The 16,816-nt window shown below is 58.3% G+C and carries 17 protein-coding genes; 11 read left to right on the plus strand and 6 right to left on the minus strand.

What is annotated here, in order from left to right; all coding sequences use genetic code 11:
• Window positions 1-228 precede the first annotated feature (228 nt).
• Window positions 229-1,539, plus strand: a complete 1,311-nt coding sequence (locus ACHAC9_RS21720) for a cation:proton antiporter (RefSeq protein ID WP_435763377.1) — start codon at window positions 229-231, stop codon at window positions 1,537-1,539.
• Between the two features lie 169 nt (window positions 1,540-1,708).
• On the opposite strand, the gene ACHAC9_RS21725 is transcribed toward ACHAC9_RS21720, so the two are convergent.
• The 4 genes from ACHAC9_RS21725 to ACHAC9_RS21740 all read right to left on the minus strand — a co-directional run bounded on the left by ACHAC9_RS21725 (window position 1,709) and on the right by ACHAC9_RS21740 (window position 4,951).
• Window positions 1,709-2,245, minus strand: coding sequence for a TerB family tellurite resistance protein (locus tag ACHAC9_RS21725; protein ID WP_435763380.1), 537 nt, complete (start codon window positions 2,243-2,245; stop codon window positions 1,709-1,711).
• A gap of 76 nt (window positions 2,246-2,321) precedes the next feature.
• Window positions 2,322-3,551 carry a Na+/H+ antiporter NhaA gene (nhaA, locus tag ACHAC9_RS21730; RefSeq protein WP_435763382.1) on the minus strand — a complete coding sequence of 410 codons (1,230 nt, stop codon included), beginning with the start codon at window positions 3,549-3,551 and terminating at the stop codon, window positions 2,322-2,324.
• A gap of 423 nt (window positions 3,552-3,974) precedes the next feature.
• A complete protein-coding gene (locus ACHAC9_RS21735) occupies window positions 3,975-4,391 on the minus strand; it encodes a hypothetical protein (RefSeq protein ID WP_435763384.1) in 417 nt (138 codons plus the stop codon).
• A complete protein-coding gene (locus ACHAC9_RS21740) occupies window positions 4,388-4,951 on the minus strand; it encodes a hypothetical protein (protein WP_435763387.1) in 564 nt (187 codons plus the stop codon). The genes ACHAC9_RS21735 and ACHAC9_RS21740 overlap by 4 nt, the downstream gene beginning before the upstream one ends.
• A 424-nt stretch (window positions 4,952-5,375) precedes the next feature.
• Between ACHAC9_RS21740 and ACHAC9_RS21745 the strand changes: the two genes are divergently transcribed.
• From ACHAC9_RS21745 to ACHAC9_RS21775, 7 genes are all read left to right on the plus strand, one after another.
• On the plus strand, window positions 5,376-6,200 hold the full coding sequence (locus ACHAC9_RS21745; protein ID WP_435763388.1) for a hypothetical protein: 825 nt from the start codon (window positions 5,376-5,378) through the stop codon (window positions 6,198-6,200).
• Entirely contained in the window at window positions 6,193-7,401 is a 1,209-nt protein-coding gene (locus ACHAC9_RS21750; RefSeq protein WP_435763390.1) for a cation:proton antiporter domain-containing protein, read from the plus strand. The genes ACHAC9_RS21745 and ACHAC9_RS21750 overlap by 8 nt, the downstream gene beginning before the upstream one ends.
• Complete coding sequence (locus ACHAC9_RS21755; protein WP_435763392.1) at window positions 7,398-8,636, plus strand: YbdK family carboxylate-amine ligase; 1,239 nt, start codon at window positions 7,398-7,400, stop codon at window positions 8,634-8,636. The genes ACHAC9_RS21750 and ACHAC9_RS21755 overlap by 4 nt, the downstream gene beginning before the upstream one ends.
• Window positions 8,633-9,295: a response regulator transcription factor gene (locus ACHAC9_RS21760; RefSeq protein WP_435763395.1), complete on the plus strand. Its 663-nt coding sequence runs from the start codon at window positions 8,633-8,635 to the stop codon at window positions 9,293-9,295. Before ACHAC9_RS21755 ends, ACHAC9_RS21760 begins: the two co-directional genes overlap by 4 nt.
• Window positions 9,271-10,620, plus strand: a complete 1,350-nt coding sequence (locus ACHAC9_RS21765; RefSeq protein ID WP_435763397.1) for an ATP-binding protein — start codon at window positions 9,271-9,273, stop codon at window positions 10,618-10,620. The genes ACHAC9_RS21760 and ACHAC9_RS21765 overlap by 25 nt, the downstream gene beginning before the upstream one ends.
• A 467-nt stretch (window positions 10,621-11,087) precedes the next feature.
• Window positions 11,088-11,288 (plus strand): type II toxin-antitoxin system VapB family antitoxin, encoded by a 201-nt coding sequence (locus ACHAC9_RS21770; RefSeq protein ID WP_435763435.1) that lies wholly within the window; start codon window positions 11,088-11,090, stop codon window positions 11,286-11,288.
• On the plus strand, window positions 11,285-11,671 hold the full coding sequence (locus ACHAC9_RS21775; RefSeq protein ID WP_435763399.1) for a VapC toxin family PIN domain ribonuclease: 387 nt from the start codon (window positions 11,285-11,287) through the stop codon (window positions 11,669-11,671). The genes ACHAC9_RS21770 and ACHAC9_RS21775 overlap by 4 nt, the downstream gene beginning before the upstream one ends.
• A gap of 91 nt (window positions 11,672-11,762) precedes the next feature.
• Here ACHAC9_RS21775 and ACHAC9_RS21780 read toward each other — a convergent pair whose 3' ends face one another.
• Window positions 11,763-12,053: a hypothetical protein gene (locus ACHAC9_RS21780; RefSeq protein WP_435763401.1), complete on the minus strand. Its 291-nt coding sequence runs from the start codon at window positions 12,051-12,053 to the stop codon at window positions 11,763-11,765.
• An 896-nt stretch (window positions 12,054-12,949) separates the two neighbouring features.
• On the opposite strand from ACHAC9_RS21780, the gene ACHAC9_RS21785 reads away from it, so the two are divergent.
• Window positions 12,950-13,153: a cold-shock protein gene (locus tag ACHAC9_RS21785; protein WP_435763403.1), complete on the plus strand. Its 204-nt coding sequence runs from the start codon at window positions 12,950-12,952 to the stop codon at window positions 13,151-13,153.
• Between the two features lie 713 nt (window positions 13,154-13,866).
• Here the strand turns inward: ACHAC9_RS21785 and ACHAC9_RS21790 are convergent.
• Window positions 13,867-14,784, minus strand: a complete 918-nt coding sequence (locus ACHAC9_RS21790; protein WP_435763405.1) for a LysR family transcriptional regulator — start codon at window positions 14,782-14,784, stop codon at window positions 13,867-13,869.
• A gap of 107 nt (window positions 14,785-14,891) precedes the next feature.
• On the opposite strand from ACHAC9_RS21790, the gene ACHAC9_RS21795 reads away from it, so the two are divergent.
• Window positions 14,892-15,758 carry a pirin family protein gene (locus ACHAC9_RS21795; protein ID WP_435763407.1) on the plus strand — a complete coding sequence of 289 codons (867 nt, stop codon included), beginning with the start codon at window positions 14,892-14,894 and terminating at the stop codon, window positions 15,756-15,758.
• A 279-nt stretch (window positions 15,759-16,037) separates the two neighbouring features.
• Complete coding sequence (locus ACHAC9_RS21800; protein ID WP_435763409.1) at window positions 16,038-16,463, plus strand: DoxX family protein; 426 nt, start codon at window positions 16,038-16,040, stop codon at window positions 16,461-16,463.
• Window positions 16,464-16,816 lie beyond the last annotated feature (353 nt).

A 16,816-nucleotide genomic window follows, 5' to 3' on the forward strand; every position in this document is an offset into this window, starting at 1 on the left:
GATCATTCCTACAAACCGGCCGGTTCGACAGGATTAGCGATGGCTGGGTCTGCGGTTATGATTGATTCCTCGCATTCTATCACCATGGAGCGATTTGCCTTCTTCTTTACTCGATATTAACAGTCCATCATTTTTTCTGATCGAGTGATATTGACGTCTTTCTCAATTCTCGATCTTCATAATGCCCTGGCATTCCCGCATCAAAAACTAAGTTTCACGAAAGACTGAATGACGACTATTTACTGGTTTTTACTAATCGGACTGCTCATGTTGGCACGGGGTTTGGCTGCCACGACCATCTCGCGTTTGCCGGTAACGTCCGCAATTGTCTATATGATCGTTGGCGTGGTGCTGGGACCGGTGGTGTTGAACTTGTTCCGTTTCGATCCTGTCGACAACTCAAAAGTGCTGGAAACGCTTACTGAAATTGCAGTATTGATTTCGCTTTTTTCCGCTGGCGTCAAAATGCCAGTGCCGTTCACGTTCAAACGCTGGGCCCCATCAATTCGTCTGGCGTGGCTCTCAATGTCGCTGACTGTCGGCATCGTAGCCATGTTTTCGTATTACGTGCTGAATTTGCCAATAGGAGCCGGCATACTGCTGGGTGCTGTACTAGCTCCAACCGATCCTGTATTGGCCACCGACGTCCAGGTTCGCCATGCGGGTGACCACGATACATTGCGCTTCACGCTAACCTCCGAGGCAGGAATGAACGATGGCTCGGCGTTTCCGTTCGTGATGCTGGGCTTGGCTCTACTGGGCGCCGGCGATAGCGATATCGGTGCCTGGGGCTGTAAATGGGCGCTGGCAGACGTGTTGTGGGCGACTTCGGCCGCAGTCGTAATAGGTCTTTCAGGCGGCGCAGCGCTGGGCAGGCTTAGTTGGGTGTTGCGCAATCGCGAGTCGAAACATGAGGTGCTCGATGATCCGGTCGGTCTCGGTTTAATCGCTGTAGTGTACTCGCTCAGCGAACTTGCCCATGCATGGGGATTTCTGGCGGTATTCTTTACTGGTCTGGGGTTGCGCCATACCGAGTTGTTACTGGCTGGTGCCCATAAGAATCGCCAAGGATTATTAGTCCCGGATGACCCCAAGGCCGACCCTGCCAATAGCGAGGTACCCGATCCCGAAACAACTCCGCTCGCCGTTAGCGCTGAGGCTCTGGTCTTCAAGGAACACCTGGAACGTCTATCTGAATTAACGCTTGTGTTGCTCTTGGGTGGCATGCTAACCCTGGCGAGCTGGAATTGGCGCACGTGGGGTACTGCCCTGTTCTTGTTTGTCATTGCGCGCCCTGCCAGCGTAATGCTTGGCCTGATCGGCAGCGGGCTGTCGATGCGCCTCAAACTCATCATCAGCTGGTTCGGCGTCCGAGGCATCGGGTCCTTGTATTACCTCATGTACGCGATTAATCATGGCTTATCCGGGCCTTTGGCTCATGATTTGTCCGAGATCGTAGCAGTCACGGTGGGCTTGTCCATCCTCGCACATGGCATCAGTGTCAAACCAGTAATGGACAAGTTTGGGAAAAAGCCGTAAAAAGCAAATTCTACAAATTGATTCTAGGCGGAATTAAATTTCCGCCTAGAATCAATTTAGCAACGTTTACCTTGCCAAGCGGTGCGTCCGGCAGGCGGGATTGCCAGTGGTACAAGCTTCCAAAGCTTGTGACTGTCCGTGTCGTCAAGCCTGGTTGTTTTCTTGTTCGCTATGACTCCAGATCGGGTGGAACAGCCAGCTTGGAAATCTGGCCTCCGCCATGAGCGTCCCGCTCTATTCCCCATGTGCTGGTCGCAAGAAGAAGCAGCGCGAGCTCCCCGTCCGCCAGCTCATCGTCCGCATACGACAATTCCCACATGGATTTCCATACGCTCAGGCGTAATTCGGGAAGCGTAATTTCGGCAAGCGCCTGGTCAATCATTTCTTTCTCGACCTTCATTAGTCCATTAAATGTGGTTGCGAGGTCGGTGCACAGCTCATGAAGAACCTGGTCGAAGACATGGTCCTGAATCTGCGCATAGTCCAGGATTTTAAGCCGGTAAGTGGCTGCAATTTCAAGCGGAGAGCCACCACCATCAGCAATGACGGTCAGAGCCAGCAGCCGGGAGACAGCCTGTGCGCTATCGGGTAGGTAGGAACGCATAGTTTTAACCCTTTTCAAACATAGTTGTCGCGCAATGAGATCCTGACGTACATGCGCAGCGATTTCGAAGCCGACGTATCCGCCGTAAGCGCGAGCAGACATTCTCCTAGGCATTCATTCGCTTGTTTGTTCCTTCATCAGTCGAAGGCACACCGAGCAATTTCAGCCGCTCTTCATGTCAATGGCTGCGCATCGGTCCATGCAACGGAGCGTCGTCGAAGTCCATGGTGTCGGTGTCCGGGTCCGACTCCAGTGGCGCGCCAAGGAACTTGAGCCAGGTAAAACCGATCAGGCCAGCCACAAGCGATCCAATCAGGATGGCCATTTTTGAAGCGTTGATCACATCGGCCTGCCCCGTATAGGCCAGGTTGGTGATAAATATCGACATCGTGAAGCCGATGCCTCCGAGCAGGCCAGCACCCAGCACATGTCGCCACGCCAGGTCGAGCGGCAAGCGGCAGATGCCGAGCAGCACGGCGCCGAAGCTGAACAGGAAAATGCCGATGGGTTTGCCTACAACCAATCCAAGCAGAATGCCGAGACTGTTTGCCGACATGAGCTCCTCGGTCCATCCGGTGCCGATCATGATTCCCGTGTTCGCCAAGGCAAATATCGGCAGTATCAGGAAAGCAACCGGCTTGTGCAGCATGTGCTCGAGCCGATGCGAGGGCGACTCGGCATCGTCCTCGAGACTCGAAAAGGGAATGGTAAAAGCCAGCAAGACGCCTGCGATCGTCGCGTGCACCCCCGACTTGAGCATCAGGAACCACATGAGTGCGCCACCCAGCAGATAAGGCCATAACAACATGATGCGCAGCACGCGGTTCATGGCCAGCAAGGCCGCAAAGACAGCAAGTGCGCCCACCAAGTACAGGAAAGACAATTCCGCCGTATAAAACACGGCAATGACGATAATTGCGCCGAGGTCGTCCATGACTGCCAGCGCGGTCAGGAAAATCTTCAGCGATGCCGGCACCCGGCTTCCCAGCAGGGCGAGCACGCCTAGTGCGAACGCAATGTCGGTTGCCATCGGGATGCCAATGCCTGCCTGGGTCGCAGTGCCGCTATTGAACATGAAATGAATCAGGGCAGGCACGGCAATGCCGCCAACTGCGGCCACGACCGGCAACACGGCATTTCGCAGGTCGGACAGTTCGCCATTTTGCATCTCACGCTCGAGCTCGAGACCGATGAGCAAGAAGAAGATAGCCATCAGCGCGTCATTGACCCAGTGCTCAATGGACAGGCCTGCCACGTACTGGTGCCAGAAACCAAGATAGCCAGCACCCAGCGGCGAATTCGCCACAAGAAGCGAGATGACGGTACAGACGATGAGAACGATGCCGCCCGCCTTGCCTGAACTGGTGAACTGTTTGAACGTTTTTGAGAGTCGTTTTTCGATACGCATTTTTCTCTCCGACGGCCGGCTGATTCGAGGCCCGGCTGCACGTGTAAAAAAGCCCGCGAACGGGCAAAGGCTTTCGCCTGCTGAAACAGAATAACGGCGTGTTATTGAACGCCTGACCGCATATTACGAGGAATTTATCGCTGAGAGCACGCCAATGAAAATGGCGGCATTTATGCCAACGAAAAGATTATTTGCGCGAAGAAAGGGGGGAAATACGATTTGCTGCAGCGTGATGTGGAGAAGAGGGTTGGTCATGATGACAGACGTAATGGGAACCACGTGGCGGCCCGACCATCGCGAATCCTGTCGTACCCTAGCTGGGACGATCACCCTCAAATTGATTATACGCGCTTCGTCAAGTATGCGCGTCCCGTTGGGAATGCGGGGACGGATAAAGCTTCGGAGGTATGAAACATCAGTCGATCATCGCCGAGCCCAGGGGTAAAACTTCGATAACCATGCCCGCACGTTGTTGGCATCGGTCGCGCGTGAGAATTTGCCCTGTGCGTCCAGGAACACCATCACGGTCGCTCGCCCTTTGACGTTGGCATGCAGGACCATGCAGCGGCCCGCTTCCGATATATAGCCAGTCTTTTGCAAACGGATCTTCCAGCTGGGGCTGGCGGTAAGGCGGTTGGTGTTGTGATACGCAGTCTGGCGCCGCTCCTGCCTGATCGAAAAATTCCGATCTGTCGAATAGCGCCGGATGAGCGGATATTTTTCCGCGGCGATTACTAGCTTTGCCAGGTCTGCCGGGCTCGCGACATTCGCGCTCGACAGGCCGGTCGGCTCCACAAAGCGCGTCTTGCGCATGCCAAGTGCGCGAGCTTTGGAGTTCATTGCTGCAACAAACGCCCGCGTTCCACCAGGGTAGTGACGCCCAGGGCGGAGGCGGCGCGGTTCTCCGAACTCATCAGGGCAATATGCAGCATCTGCGCACGCGACAGGCGGGTCCCAACCTGTAACCGAGATGACGAATACTTGAGCCGGTCTATGTCCGCCCTAGTGACGGAGAGCATGTCGACCATGCTTTGCCCGCCTTCCACTACGACCAACGCCGTCATCAACTTGGTGAGGGAGGCGATCGGTAGCGCGGCATGCGCATTCTTTTGATACAGCACGCGCTTCGTGCGCGGATCGAGAATCAGGACAGCACTCGACTTGAGCGCTCCCAGCTGGGCGGCATAAGAAGGTTTATCGCGGCGCTGGCTGATTTTTTTCTTGACCCGGTTCTGCTGCGCCGTTTTCGTCGCGGATGAAACGCGCACGTCGCCGGTATTGGCTGCAAGGGAATGGCCGGCCGATAGGCCCAGTGCCAGGAGAATGGAAACAAAGAATTTCATGATGTCGAAGTAGCGAGGCGCGGCCGTCCCAGCCCAGGCATGGACGAGAACAAGCATTCTGGTCATCGTAGAGAAGCAGACTTAGCAAATCCTTAGCTTCCGGCAACTTGGAAGCAAGCACCGCGCCGGCCACCTGTTAACGAGAACAGTGCTAAGGGTTTGCTAAGTGTTCCCTCTTACCATTGCCTCGCCAAGCTCACCCGCCATGCGGCTGAGCCCATCCTGCGAGCGAACATTGATAAAACGACCCTCTCAACCTGCACGCCTCTTGCTTGCCGCCTGTGTTTTCCTGGCGACGCCGGCCCTCTTACCGGTACATGCGGCGCCAGTGTCCGATCGTAGGCCGGCGTCGCACCCCGACGTTCTGGCCGATTTCCGCTTGCTGGCGCAACAGCGCCCCTGGGCCTGCCCGGCACCCGGCAGTGGGCAGGCCCGCGCGCCTCGACAGGCCCCGGGGGCCGCGTGCGCGTGGCAGAACCGCTTGCGCACACAAACCTGGCGCTGGAGCGAGGGGGCAGAGTCGTCCTGTATCAGCGCGCAGGCGCGCTGGTGGAACCAGGCCCAGGCCGCACTGCCGTCGAACGCGCCGCGCAGCATTTGGGACCGGCGCTGGAACGCACAGACACTGCACTTCGAAACTGGCGGCGAACGAAGATTGCTGCTGCTCGGGCGCAGCCGCGACGGCCAGTGGCAAGCCACCGAATGGCGCTGGAATCCGCACCCCCGCGCGGCCACCCGGCGCTGGCAGCAAGGACGCTGGGACGCGCTGGTGAAATCAGCCGCGCAGCACCAGGCGCAAACGCCCGTCGCCAAGCAACCTGGGACGGCGCGGATGCAGCCGGTGTTTCGCCGTGTGCTCGGTGCGCGGCCGGGCGAACTCGGTCCCGCCGGCCTGCGGCTGGAAACGGCGGGCCGCTGCCTGCAGGTCGGCAATCCGCTGCCGGGCCAGTCCAGGCTACCTTTGTCGTATAGCCCGAACGACAGCCGGCTCGAACAGCGCGCCGCCATGCACCTGCAACTGAGCAGGCAGCACCCGGACGCAAAATGGCTCACGCCCTTCAAGATGCTGGACATGCCCGCGGATGTGCCCAGCGGCGCAAAGTTTCTCGCCACCTGGACCAATGGTGCAACGCTGAACAGCCAGCTGTGGATCCCTGGCAAAAATGACACTGCCACCGTGCGACTGCGCGCGAGCACCCAATTGCCGCGCGGGCAGGAAGATGCCGCCGTCCTGTGGCAAGCGCGCCAGGCCCTCGAACGCGAGCTGGCGGCGATTGCGCTGCACTGGGCGGCGTCATATGAATGACGTGTCCAGCCTGCCCTTGTTCCTCTTCTCGCCGCTGGCCATCATCGGAGCAAGCCTGTTGCTATCGCAGATGTTAGGCGTGCTGCTGCAGCGGCGCGGGGTGCCTCGCCTGTACGGCGCCGTTGCTGCCGGGCTGATCCTGGGTATGAGCGGATTTGGACTGGTCGACGCCCCATTGTTGACCTATTTCCAGGAATTGATGAACGCTGCAGCGGCACTCGTGTTGTTCGAAGCCGGCCGCAAGATGGACCTGACATGGCTTTGGCGCAGCCGCGCGCAGGGCGGGTCGCTTGTGCTCGGCTGCGTCTTGCGCGGCGCCTGCACCGTCGCGCTGCTGGTCCCGTTTGGCCTGGCCTGGGGCGAGGCGGCCTTTATTGCCTCGATCCTGATCGCCATCAATCCCGTGGTCTTCACCTCGATGGTGTCCGACCACAACGCTACCGGTGTCGCGACCTACGCCGCAGCAAATGCCGTCGGCCTGAGCCACCTCGTGGCACTGGTGGCTTTGTCAGTGTCGTTGTCCTGGCTACGCAGCCATGGCATTACGGACGAGCCGCCCTTCGTCGACCAGCTCGTGCTCCAAGGTGGCAAGCTGCTGCTGGGCGCTGCCATTGCGCTGCTGTGCTACGGCGTCTACAAGCTTGCCGCGCGCCTGTCACGGGCCGAAGCAAGCGCACGGCCGGGCATCCTGCTGGCGACACTGATGCTGGACCTAGGCCTGTGCTCGGTGACCTCGTCGAGCGCGCTGTTGTCGCTGCTGCTGATGGGTTTATTGCTGCGCAACGCCGAGAAGCGTGAAAACGTATTCCAGGCGCAGCTCAAGACGGTGCAGGACATCGGCTATGCGCTGCTGTTCATGGCCTCGGCCGCTCTGGTCGAGCTAGAACAGGTACTGCAATGGCAGATCCTGCTGATGGCGCTGCTGCTCTTTAGCATGCGCATTGCGGCAACCCGCCTGGCCCTCGTTCCAGGCTACGCATGGAGCGCACACAAGAAACACGCGATCGCACTGTCGGCCTGCTCGCTGGTAAGCTTCAGCACCCTGGTCGTGGACAGCTCGATCCCCAACGCCGCCTACTTGAGCGGGACTGCCACCAGCCTGATGGGCGCCTTGCTGGCCCTGAACGTGCTGGTGGCACCCGCGCTGACCTGGGCCGGCCTGCACTTTGCCGGCGAAACACATGAAGGAAGCGAACGATGACAGATGCGATCACGGACCTCGACAGCGCAGCGGCGCAGGCCAGCGCGGTCGCCGGCGCCGGCCCGGCATTCCTGCCGCCTTTTGCCAGCTCCCGCCTGGGCAGCATGGGCATCGAACTGGAACTGATGGTGCTCGACCGCCTTACTTACGACCTGCTGCCGGCCGCCCCAGACATCCTGCTGCTGCTCGACCAGCAGGAAAAAGCCTGGGTGGCGACGCCTGAGATCACCACATCGATGCTCGAGGTCGCGACCTCGGTCCTAAGCGGCTACCGCGAAGCGGCGGACCAGCTTGAAGAGATCCGCAACAGCGTGCAGCGGGCCGCCTTCGCGGTCGGTGCAGCCATTTCCGGCGGCGGCGCCCACCCGTTCCAGAAATGGAACGAGCAGCGCATTTATCCGAAAGACCGTTACCGCGAATCGGCCAGGAAGTATGGCTACCTGGCTAAACTGTTTACTGTCTTCGGCATGCACGTCCACATCGGGATGCCGAGCGCCGACGAGGCGGTGCGCGTCGGTGCCTGGCTTACCCAGCGCGCGCCGCTGTTCATCGCCCTGTCGGCCAATTCGCCTTGCTGGCAGGGAGAGGACTCGGGATTCTGCAGCGCGCGCAGCAATGTGGTGGGGGCTTTCCCGATGAGCGGCATCATGCCGTCTGAACTGCGCAGCTGGGACGAATTTGCCGCGCACTTCGCTCGCCTCGCCGAGCACGGCATTGTCAACAGCATCAAGGATTTCTACTGGGACGTTCGCCCCAAACCGGAATATGGAACCATCGAACTGCGCGTGCTGGACACGCCCCTGCACCCGGCGTATGCCGCCGCGTTGGCCTGCTATGCGCGCGAACTGTGCATTGAAATGGCAGACCAGCCCGGTGTCTGGCCCACTGGAAACGCACGCGAACTCTACAACTGGAACCGGTTCAACGCTGCCAAGGAGGGCGTCAAGGGCCGCTGGATTGACCCATGCACGGGAAAGGAACACCCCATCGAACACGTCGTACGCGGTGACCTGGCGCGGCTAGCGGCACGCTCGGACGATCCCGACTTTCCCGAGGCATGCCTGTTGATCGATGAACTGCTTAGAAATGGTGGACAGGCGGGCTGGCTGTCCGGCCAGATGGCCGCGGGCGCCGGCATGAATGACTTGGCAAGGGTGGCCAGTGAATTCTTCGAGCGGCCCCTGGCGCCTGGTGCCATGACTGCACACGCGGCAGGCCAGGGAGCCGGGCAATGAGGGTGCTGCTGGTGGAAGACGACCCGATGATCGGCAGCGTGGTCCAGCATGCGCTGCGCGACGCCAGTTACGCGGCCGACTGGGTACTTGACGGCGACGCCGCCCTGGCGACCCTCCAAACGCTTGAATATGAAATGGTGCTCCTCGACCTGAACCTGCCCCGCACCGACGGGATGGCAGTGCTGCACGCGATCCGCAAGGCGCGCAACGACGTACCGGTGCTGGTGCTAACGGCGCGCGAGACGACGGAAGACCGCGTGGCGGGGCTCGATGGCGGCGCCGACGATTACCTGGTAAAACCGTTCGCGATGAGCGAGCTGCTTGCCCGCATGCGCGCCCTCACCCGGCGCAAGGAAGGAACAACCAGCACGGTCCTGGGAAACGGCATCGTCGAACTTGACCCGGCAACCCACGAGGCCAGGGTTGGAACGACGGCGGTGCGCCTGACGGCGCGCGAATTTCCGCTACTGCAAGCCCTTCTCGTGCGTCCGGGCGCCATCCTGTCTCGTTCGGAACTGGAGCATCGCGTCTATGGCTGGAACGAGGAAGTCGAAAGCAATGCGATCGAATTCCTGATCCACTCGATACGCAAAAAACTGGGCAGCGACATCATCAAGAACGTGCGGGGGGTAGGATGGATGGTCGCGAAGGGCCGCTGACGGCATCGCTGCAATTGCGGCTGTCGCTCTGGATTTCGACGGCGATCTTACTCGGCGCTGCGATTGCTGGCCTCTATACCTACCATGTCGCTACCAACGACGCCCACCGCGAACAGGACACGCAATTGCGGCAGGTCGGCTACCTCATCAGCAGGCTTGATGCTGTGCCCACGTCGCCAATGGCACGCGAACGGGTGGGTGACATCGGTTTCGATGCGCGACTGGTCGTACGCTTCATTGATGCGCCCGGTATTGCGTTAACGTACCCAGAACGCCCCCCTCGCTTCGCCACTTCCCTTCCTGACGGCCTGCAGACAGTCTCCATCGGTAAGGAGAACTGGCGCGTCTTCGTCCGCACCAATGCCAAAGGGGTCCGCGTTGCGGTCGCCCAACAGACGTCGGTGCGCGATGCTGCTGCGCGGTCGGATGCCTGGCGGACGGTCATGCCGATCCTGTTCCTCGGGCCAGTCTTGGTGATGATGGTGACGCTGCTCGTACGCGCCATGTTCCGGCCTCTCCACAGGCTTGCCGTGCAACTGGGAGCACGCCACGAGCACGACCTTGGAGAAGTCAATCGGGCCGCGCTGCCATCGGAAGTGTGGCCGTTCGTTACCGAAATTAACAAGCTTATTGCACGCACGGTGCGTGTGTTGGCACTGCAACGGCGTTTTATTGCCGATGCCGCGCACGAACTACGCTCCCCCATGACCGCCATGTCGCTGCAAGCAGAACGACTAGCGGCCAGCGACATGCCAGGCGAGGCACGAGGACGGCTTGAGACGCTCTCGGCGGGCCTGTCGCGTACCAGGGTCCTCCTCGACCAGTTGCTGACGCTGGCTCGCACCCAGGACGCGACTAATGACCAGCTGACGAAAGTACCTTTGAAAAAAGCGATTCAGGAATGCCTCGAGGACCTCGTACCGCTGGCCGAAGCCAAAGCAATTGATCTCGGCGTGGTAGGCGACGCAGAGCCGGTAGTGACAGGAAGACCTGTGGATATCAAAATCCTCATCAAGAACTTGGTCGATAACGCAATCCGCTATACACCCGCCGGAGGGCGCGTCGACATCAGCGTGGACGAACATGATGGCCGTGTGTTGCTCGACGTTGACGATACTGGTGTTGGCATTCCCCCGGAAGAACGTGTACGTGTCTTCGATCCGTTCTACCGCGTGCTCGGCAGCGGAGAGATCGGCTCCGGTCTTGGGCTGGCAATTACTTCATCAATCGCCAACGGTATTGGGGCAACTATTACGTTAGGAGAGAAGCCTGATGTCACACGCGGATTACGAGTTCGGGTGACGTTTCGCAGGAGCCCGCCTTAACTTTGATGATGAACGCTCGGCTTCCGATGAACCGCATGTTTTCACTCAGTGAAACGAGCACTGTGCTTCGTCGCATGAGGTTGGGCACATATCTCAAAGACACCATCAGCCAGTCGCCGTCAGCTCATTGAACGTTCCGTGAACTATCGTCGACGTCCTAGCACCAGCCTAGAGTGTAGCAATGTACTAAAAGGAAGTGCTTAAATGAAACAGTCACACATTTACTTCATCTCCGTCGGGTAATCACACATTTCCTTCGACAGTAGTCACACATTTCCTTCATCGGACGGGTCACTCCTGGCCTCGAAATATGCCGTGACTACGTCATGTCTCACGGGATATTCGCTCTGCTGATTGCATGTGCATACGAGGCGCCTAAGCAATCCATACTTCGAGGCACTACCTAGACACTTGTGGAGATGTTGAAATTGATGCAAAATTGGCTCATCTTTGATGTTGGAGGAATCATGAGAACAACTGTGACGATCGATGATGAGCTGTATGCGAAAGCCCTGGACATGGCCGACCCGGAAATGGATCGGGCAGATCTGTTTCGGGAGGCGATCAAAACCTTTGTAAGGGTGCAAGCGGCAAAACGTCTGGCGGCACTCGGCGGTGCCTCTCCAGAGATGCCTGAGGTATCGCGTCGAGGCGCTGAACTGGCATGATCGGCGGTGTCTTAGTCGACACCTCAATATGGGTGGACCATTTTCGACGCTGCAACGAGGTGCTTGTCAATTTACTTACGCTGGACTTGGCATTAACGCATCCAATGGTGGTGACAGAGTTAGCGTGTGGTACGCCGCCCGCACCGAGGGCGCGCACGCTGACTGACATCGCAATGCTTCCACAGGCACAGCAAGCGAGCCCCGATGAAGTGAGAGACCTTATCGAGCGTGAGCAGCTGTTTGGCCTCGGATGTGGGCTGGTCGACCTGACGCTGTTGGCGTCGGCGTTACTGACGCCAGGGTCCCAGTTGTGGACGCAAGACAGGCGCCTCGTGCAGCTGGCAAAGCGGTTTGGCATCGCGTACCAGCCAAGTCGACACTAGCAAAGGGTGGGTGCCCGCCCGAAACCTGGTCGTTCGTGGCTGGTGGGGCTATGCTGGCAATGCAAGTGAATTCTTTCTGGACGCGCGTAGGTCAGGACTTAACACCGACCCATGCTTCGGCCTCGTCAAGAGCGTCGTTGTACGCCTCTGCCAAGAGGTAAGCATGACGTGCCGCGGCTGGCATCGCGGAGGCCGCCATCATAAGCCAGTGGGCGCGCCGCTCCTCTGTCAAATCATTCCACCACGCCATGCCAGCGGCCGCGTCCTCTTCTTCGATCGGAAAGACACCACCGCCGGCCTCCTGCCCGTTCTCGATCAGCTTTAAACTCCAGCCAGCTCCCAAATTCGCTGGTCGTGGACGGATTTCATAACTGCGGCCCATTTTTCCCCTTATCAATAGTGAACGAGCTAGTGAAGTCTACACTCGGTTGATTTTTCTAGCCAGCCCATCTAAACCAGCTCCAGACGCATCTGCGCGGACATTATGGCCATACGTAGCGGCAACAGTCTGACGAGCGAGCAGTACTCGTATCTCATGCGAAGGACGCCCCGGGAAGGGCTTTCCCATGCGCTTCCTCAAGCTGCTAAAGCCACGATATCGGTGACCACCTTCTCTTAGCGTCCGCGCCGGCGGCACCAGCTGCCAATTGGCCCGTTGCCGGCCGGTCGATACTGACGCATATTTGTACCGCCGGAATGCCTGCAGTTACCTTAGCCATTATTAAGTAAACTACTGACGAGATACCCCGAATACGGCGGGGGGCCAATTTTTGACGCAAAAGCAGTCACGCGAAGTCCGTTGCACACTGAATGCAAGAGTGGGAAAAGTTTGAAAAGCGAAAGGTGAGGATCTGCAGGGACTCATTGCGAGCTAGGAACTGACGCTGTAGCGAGGCTCCCCACGCACGAAGCCTGTGGAAGCAGCGTACGTTGGGCGCCGCACGCGGGTTCCTTACTCGCAATCGCAGTACTGTAGAAGGCAGACTCACTTGGCAAGTTGCATAGAAGTTGCAATTGACCAGGGGCGTTACTGACGCAGACAGGCCCAGTCGCGAAACTAGATAACGTATGCGCAGGCTTTTTTCTACACCAAAGAGTCGCTAACGCTCTAGCCACCATAGCGCAAGATCCTACATTGGGCCAAAAATCTAACATCGTGCGTCGTTGCCGCTGTGTTGTGCTTATAATCATATTGCTTTGTTGGCTAGCAGGACGTCTACATTTGATTGCCGGAAAGATTCAGCACAGCGAAAACTTACAACCTCAAGAAAGTAAATTATGGCAAGCGGTATTGTGAAATGGTTTAACGATGCAAAAGGCTTTGGCTTCATTACACCAGATGGTGGTGGCGAAGACCTATTTGCGCATTTCTCAGCTATCAACGCAGCTGGCTTCAAGTCACTGGCCGAGAATCAGCGCGTGACCTTCGAAGTCACCACAGGACCGAAAGGTAAGCAGGCTTCCAACATCCAGCCTGCGTAATTAGTTGACTTAAGTCGACTGGCATATCGTTAGTACGTGAGCTGTGACTGAATGCGCCCTCTCGGGCGCTTTCTTTTTGTACCACCCGTTAACGATTCAATTGGAACTCGACATTAGCAAACATATTGTCGAGTTATATTGATAAAAGATTAAAGCTGCACGTCTAAGGCGGTTGTGTCCAAGCTTTCAGCTCTTCCCTGCCCTCTTTTGTCAGTCGTGCTTCGGCTCTCTTGTCTATTGCTCCGAATTCGCTAACGTCCGGTAATGACTCGAAGCGGGCCATCGCGCCCGGAGCAGACGGTTGCCGTCAGATGCGTTCCAGCACCGGTTTAGAGCGTCTTCTCTACCAATAGCGATGGGACGCTTGCCGAGACACGGACGCAATCTTTGTCGAAGTTATCGCAAGCGCTGAATATCAGTTGCTGCTCTGTAGCCAACTGCAGGCATCTGATAGCTGCACACGAGCAGCTAGTGCGACAGCTCGTCCGACCACGTGCACAGCCACGAAAAGTCTATATTTGTCCGGTTTGGGCATCATGCACGACCCGGCGTGCATTAAAGGAAGCCACGAGGACAGTGGCGCGTTGGGCCGGTATTAGGTGACCGGCATGCAGCGATGTTTCCGTCTACAACGTATATCCAGCCAACGGCCATCTCAGCGTCCACGTGTGAGTGTTCGTCAACCGGATACTCGAGCTGTTCCGCAACAGCCCTTATGCCTTTCTGCCCAGGCCGGCTTCCTGATACTGGCGCAACTGCTGGACGAACCAACGGCCGGCGGGGCCGGGCGGTTGTTCCTTGCGGTGGACCGCGTGCATGGCAAAGCCGGGGCCGGCAGTTGGACTGGTCTCAAGCTTGATGCGCACGAGGGCTTTGGCATTGAGATCGGCCTGCACCATATGCAGGGGCATATGCCCCCACCCTAGTCCGGCGCATAAGAAGGCGTGCTTGGCGCCGAGATCGGCCAAGCGCCAGACGTTCGGTGATACGACGCCAAAATTGCGGCCGGCGGTCAGGGGCGAGCGGTCGGTCAGCACTAGTTGCACGTGCTGCTCCAGCACTGAACGCAAAATCATGCCTCGATTCGCTGCCAGCGGATGACCTGGCGCGACTACCGTGACTGAGGGCACGTCGAGCAGGTATTCCGACTGGCAGTCGGGCGGAACCTCGGGAAGCGATCCAATCACCGCGATCCGGCACTGGCCTGCGAGAAGTGGCTGGATGACCGCGCCGAGCGCTTCCACGTAAAGCCGCAATGGCGTGGTCGGGAACTGCTTCTGAAATGCCTGCACTGCCGCGGTCAGGTTTGCGATGGGGAACATGACATCGACAGCAACCGCCAGTTCCGGCTCCAAGCCTTCGGCCAACGTGCGCGCCCTGGCCTTAAACGCATCCATGCCCCCCACCGCAAGCCTGGCCTGTTCCAGCAAGGCCTGGCCAGCGTCCGTCATGACCGGATAGCGATTGGTGCGATCAAACAGGAGAAACCCGACCTGCAGCTCCAAGTTGGCTAGCGTGTGGCTAACGACCGATTGCGCTCGCCTTAGTTTGCGCCCAGCGGCTGAAAAACTTCCTTCATCTGCGGCAGCCACGAAGGTGCGTAGCTGGTCCATGGACATCCCGTCGAGCATATATGTATTCCTTAGATGGTATTCATCCAATTATATAGGCTTCTCGGATCAATATCCGCCTCGTAAGATTCTTCTATACCGATCGGCCAACGGCCCCCGGCAACCCAATGAAAGTATCGACCATGAATACCGTTACCGAACGCAGCACCGCGAAGCAGAAAGTCCAGCACCGCAAGCTAACCTACCGTACCCAAGGCACGACTCGTGGCGGCGTGACGCGATTGATCAGCCCGAGCAATGCGGAGGGGCTCATTAAGCCCTTTGTCTTTCTCGACTTGTTCAACCTCCGCTCGAGTGAGCACAAGATGGGTTTGCACCCGCATTCTGGGATTGCCACAGTGACCGTTATCCTGGATGGCGCGCTGGAATATCGTGAGACTACGGGCAGCGAAGGCACGCTCCCGACCGGCGGCATCGAATACATGAGCGCCGGCGGCGGCGTATGGCATGAAGGGGGGCCGATCAAGAACGGCGCCGTACGCGGCTTCCAGTTGTGGCTGGCGCTGCCGCCGGAAGACGAGAACGGACCGTCGCACAGCATGTACCTAGCGCCCGAGCGCGTCCAGCAGGCGGGATCTGCTCGTGTCGTGCTGGGCAGACACGGCGACGCCGGCAGCGACATCCGGACGTGTGCGCCGATCAACTATCTGCACGTGGCGTTGAAGGATGGCGAGCGCTGGAGCTATACGCCTCCAGCCGGACACGACGTGGCCTGGGTGGCTGTGTCCGACGGCGCGTTGGAGACGGCCGGGACGCGACTGAATAGTGAGTTGGGAGTCTTCGAGAAAGGCGAAGGTCGGCTGGACTTTGTCGCCCGTGGCCACGCGCAGTTCGTGCTTGGTTCCTCGCCCACCCATCCGCATCCGCTGGTGACTGGCTACTATTCTGTGCACACCAGCGAAGCGGCCTTGGAAAAAGGCGAAGCAGGCATTGCCCGGTTGGGCGCTGAACTGCGTGGTTCCGGGGTCCTGTAAGCTTTCATCGAACGCCGGCGCCGCGCTCCTTATTGGAAAGCGCACGGCTCCAAAGAGCCATTTTGGCCATAAGCCAGATTTAGAGCGATCTGCCGGACTCTAGCAGCCGCAGTTTCACCTCTTTTTTGCAGCGAAAGTTATGTCCTTTCCATCTATCGCTAATTCCGATGGTTATCATCGAAATATATAGGGTTCACAGATTTTTCAACCACAGATAAGCTTCATTCCATGCCGCCTACTGACAGCCTAACTAAAAAAACCCCAACGAAAGGAACTACCATGAAAACCGCAACCCACAACAATACTAACCTCTTTGCCGCCGCTGGCCGCCTCCTGCTGGCGACCATTTTTATCTTCAGCGCGCTCGGCAAGCTTGCCGCACCTGCCGCTACGATAGGTTATATCGAATCAAGTGGCCTCCCTTTCGCCACGCTCGGTTTCGCTATCGCTGTAGCAATCGAACTCGGCGGCGGCCTGATGCTGGTGCTCGGCGTGAAAACGCGCTGGGTCGCAGCGGCACTCGCGGCCTTCTCGATCGTCACCGGCCTGGCCTTCCACAATGCGCTGGGCGACCAGAACCAGCTAATTCACCTGCTGAAGAACATTGCGATTGCAGGCGGTCTGCTGCAAGTAGCAGCGTTCGGGGCCGGCGCATTCGGCATCGATGCGCGCACCAGCCGCCCGGCGATCCGCCAGGCAGCCTAAGCTTTTGCAACCAGCAAGGCTGTGCACACGAGAGACTGCAAAGCCTTTTGCCATTTCTGGTTTATGTCTTCGGCTGTGTCGCAGCATTACCTGCTCGAGTATAGACGCAATACGATAGGGATTGTCAGCAGTTATCCCAAATCGATACGGGCAAACGCCATCGGCGCTAATCACGCTTGCACCACCCATATCGCCTTTTTGGCGGCAATTTCGATTAGTAAAAACCTGCACGAGAACGCCGTGACCGAGCGTGAAGCGCAGGCGCTTGAGCGGGCATAAATCAGCAAGACCAACCGGCTGATAAACCCGCAGCTTTCCATGTCCGAAGCAACAGTCAAAATGTACGTATCGGA

This window comes from Massilia sp. CMS3.1 (assembly GCF_051262535.1).
GTDB lineage: Bacteria > Pseudomonadota > Gammaproteobacteria > Burkholderiales > Burkholderiaceae_D > Telluria.

Excerpts from the sequence above, each read along its gene's own strand:
- ACHAC9_RS21720 (WP_435763377.1), top strand. The coding sequence starts at position 229 with ATGACGACTATTTACTGGTTTTTACTAATCGGACTGCTCATGTTGGCA.
- ACHAC9_RS21760 (WP_435763395.1), top strand. The coding sequence starts at position 8,633 with ATGAGGGTGCTGCTGGTGGAAGACGACCCGATGATCGGCAGCGTGGTC.
- nhaA (WP_435763382.1), bottom strand. The coding sequence starts at position 3,551 with ATGCGTATCGAAAAACGACTCTCAAAAACGTTCAAACAGTTCACCAGT.
- ACHAC9_RS21775 (WP_435763399.1), top strand. The coding sequence starts at position 11,285 with ATGATCGGCGGTGTCTTAGTCGACACCTCAATATGGGTGGACCATTTT.
- ACHAC9_RS21795 (WP_435763407.1), top strand. The coding sequence starts at position 14,892 with ATGAAAGTATCGACCATGAATACCGTTACCGAACGCAGCACCGCGAAG.
- ACHAC9_RS21750 (WP_435763390.1), top strand. The coding sequence starts at position 6,193 with ATGAATGACGTGTCCAGCCTGCCCTTGTTCCTCTTCTCGCCGCTGGCC.
- ACHAC9_RS21800 (WP_435763409.1), top strand. The coding sequence starts at position 16,038 with ATGAAAACCGCAACCCACAACAATACTAACCTCTTTGCCGCCGCTGGC.
- ACHAC9_RS21770 (WP_435763435.1), top strand. The coding sequence starts at position 11,088 with ATGAGAACAACTGTGACGATCGATGATGAGCTGTATGCGAAAGCCCTG.
- ACHAC9_RS21755 (WP_435763392.1), top strand. The coding sequence starts at position 7,398 with ATGACAGATGCGATCACGGACCTCGACAGCGCAGCGGCGCAGGCCAGC.
- ACHAC9_RS21785 (WP_435763403.1), top strand. The coding sequence starts at position 12,950 with ATGGCAAGCGGTATTGTGAAATGGTTTAACGATGCAAAAGGCTTTGGC.
- ACHAC9_RS21725 (WP_435763380.1), bottom strand. The coding sequence starts at position 2,245 with ATGTCTGCTCGCGCTTACGGCGGATACGTCGGCTTCGAAATCGCTGCG.
- ACHAC9_RS21780 (WP_435763401.1), bottom strand. The coding sequence starts at position 12,053 with ATGGGCCGCAGTTATGAAATCCGTCCACGACCAGCGAATTTGGGAGCT.
- ACHAC9_RS21765 (WP_435763397.1), top strand. The coding sequence starts at position 9,271 with ATGGATGGTCGCGAAGGGCCGCTGACGGCATCGCTGCAATTGCGGCTG.
- ACHAC9_RS21735 (WP_435763384.1), bottom strand. The coding sequence starts at position 4,391 with ATGAACTCCAAAGCTCGCGCACTTGGCATGCGCAAGACGCGCTTTGTG.
- ACHAC9_RS21740 (WP_435763387.1), bottom strand. The coding sequence starts at position 4,951 with ATGCTTGTTCTCGTCCATGCCTGGGCTGGGACGGCCGCGCCTCGCTAC.
- ACHAC9_RS21790 (WP_435763405.1), bottom strand. The coding sequence starts at position 14,784 with ATGCTCGACGGGATGTCCATGGACCAGCTACGCACCTTCGTGGCTGCC.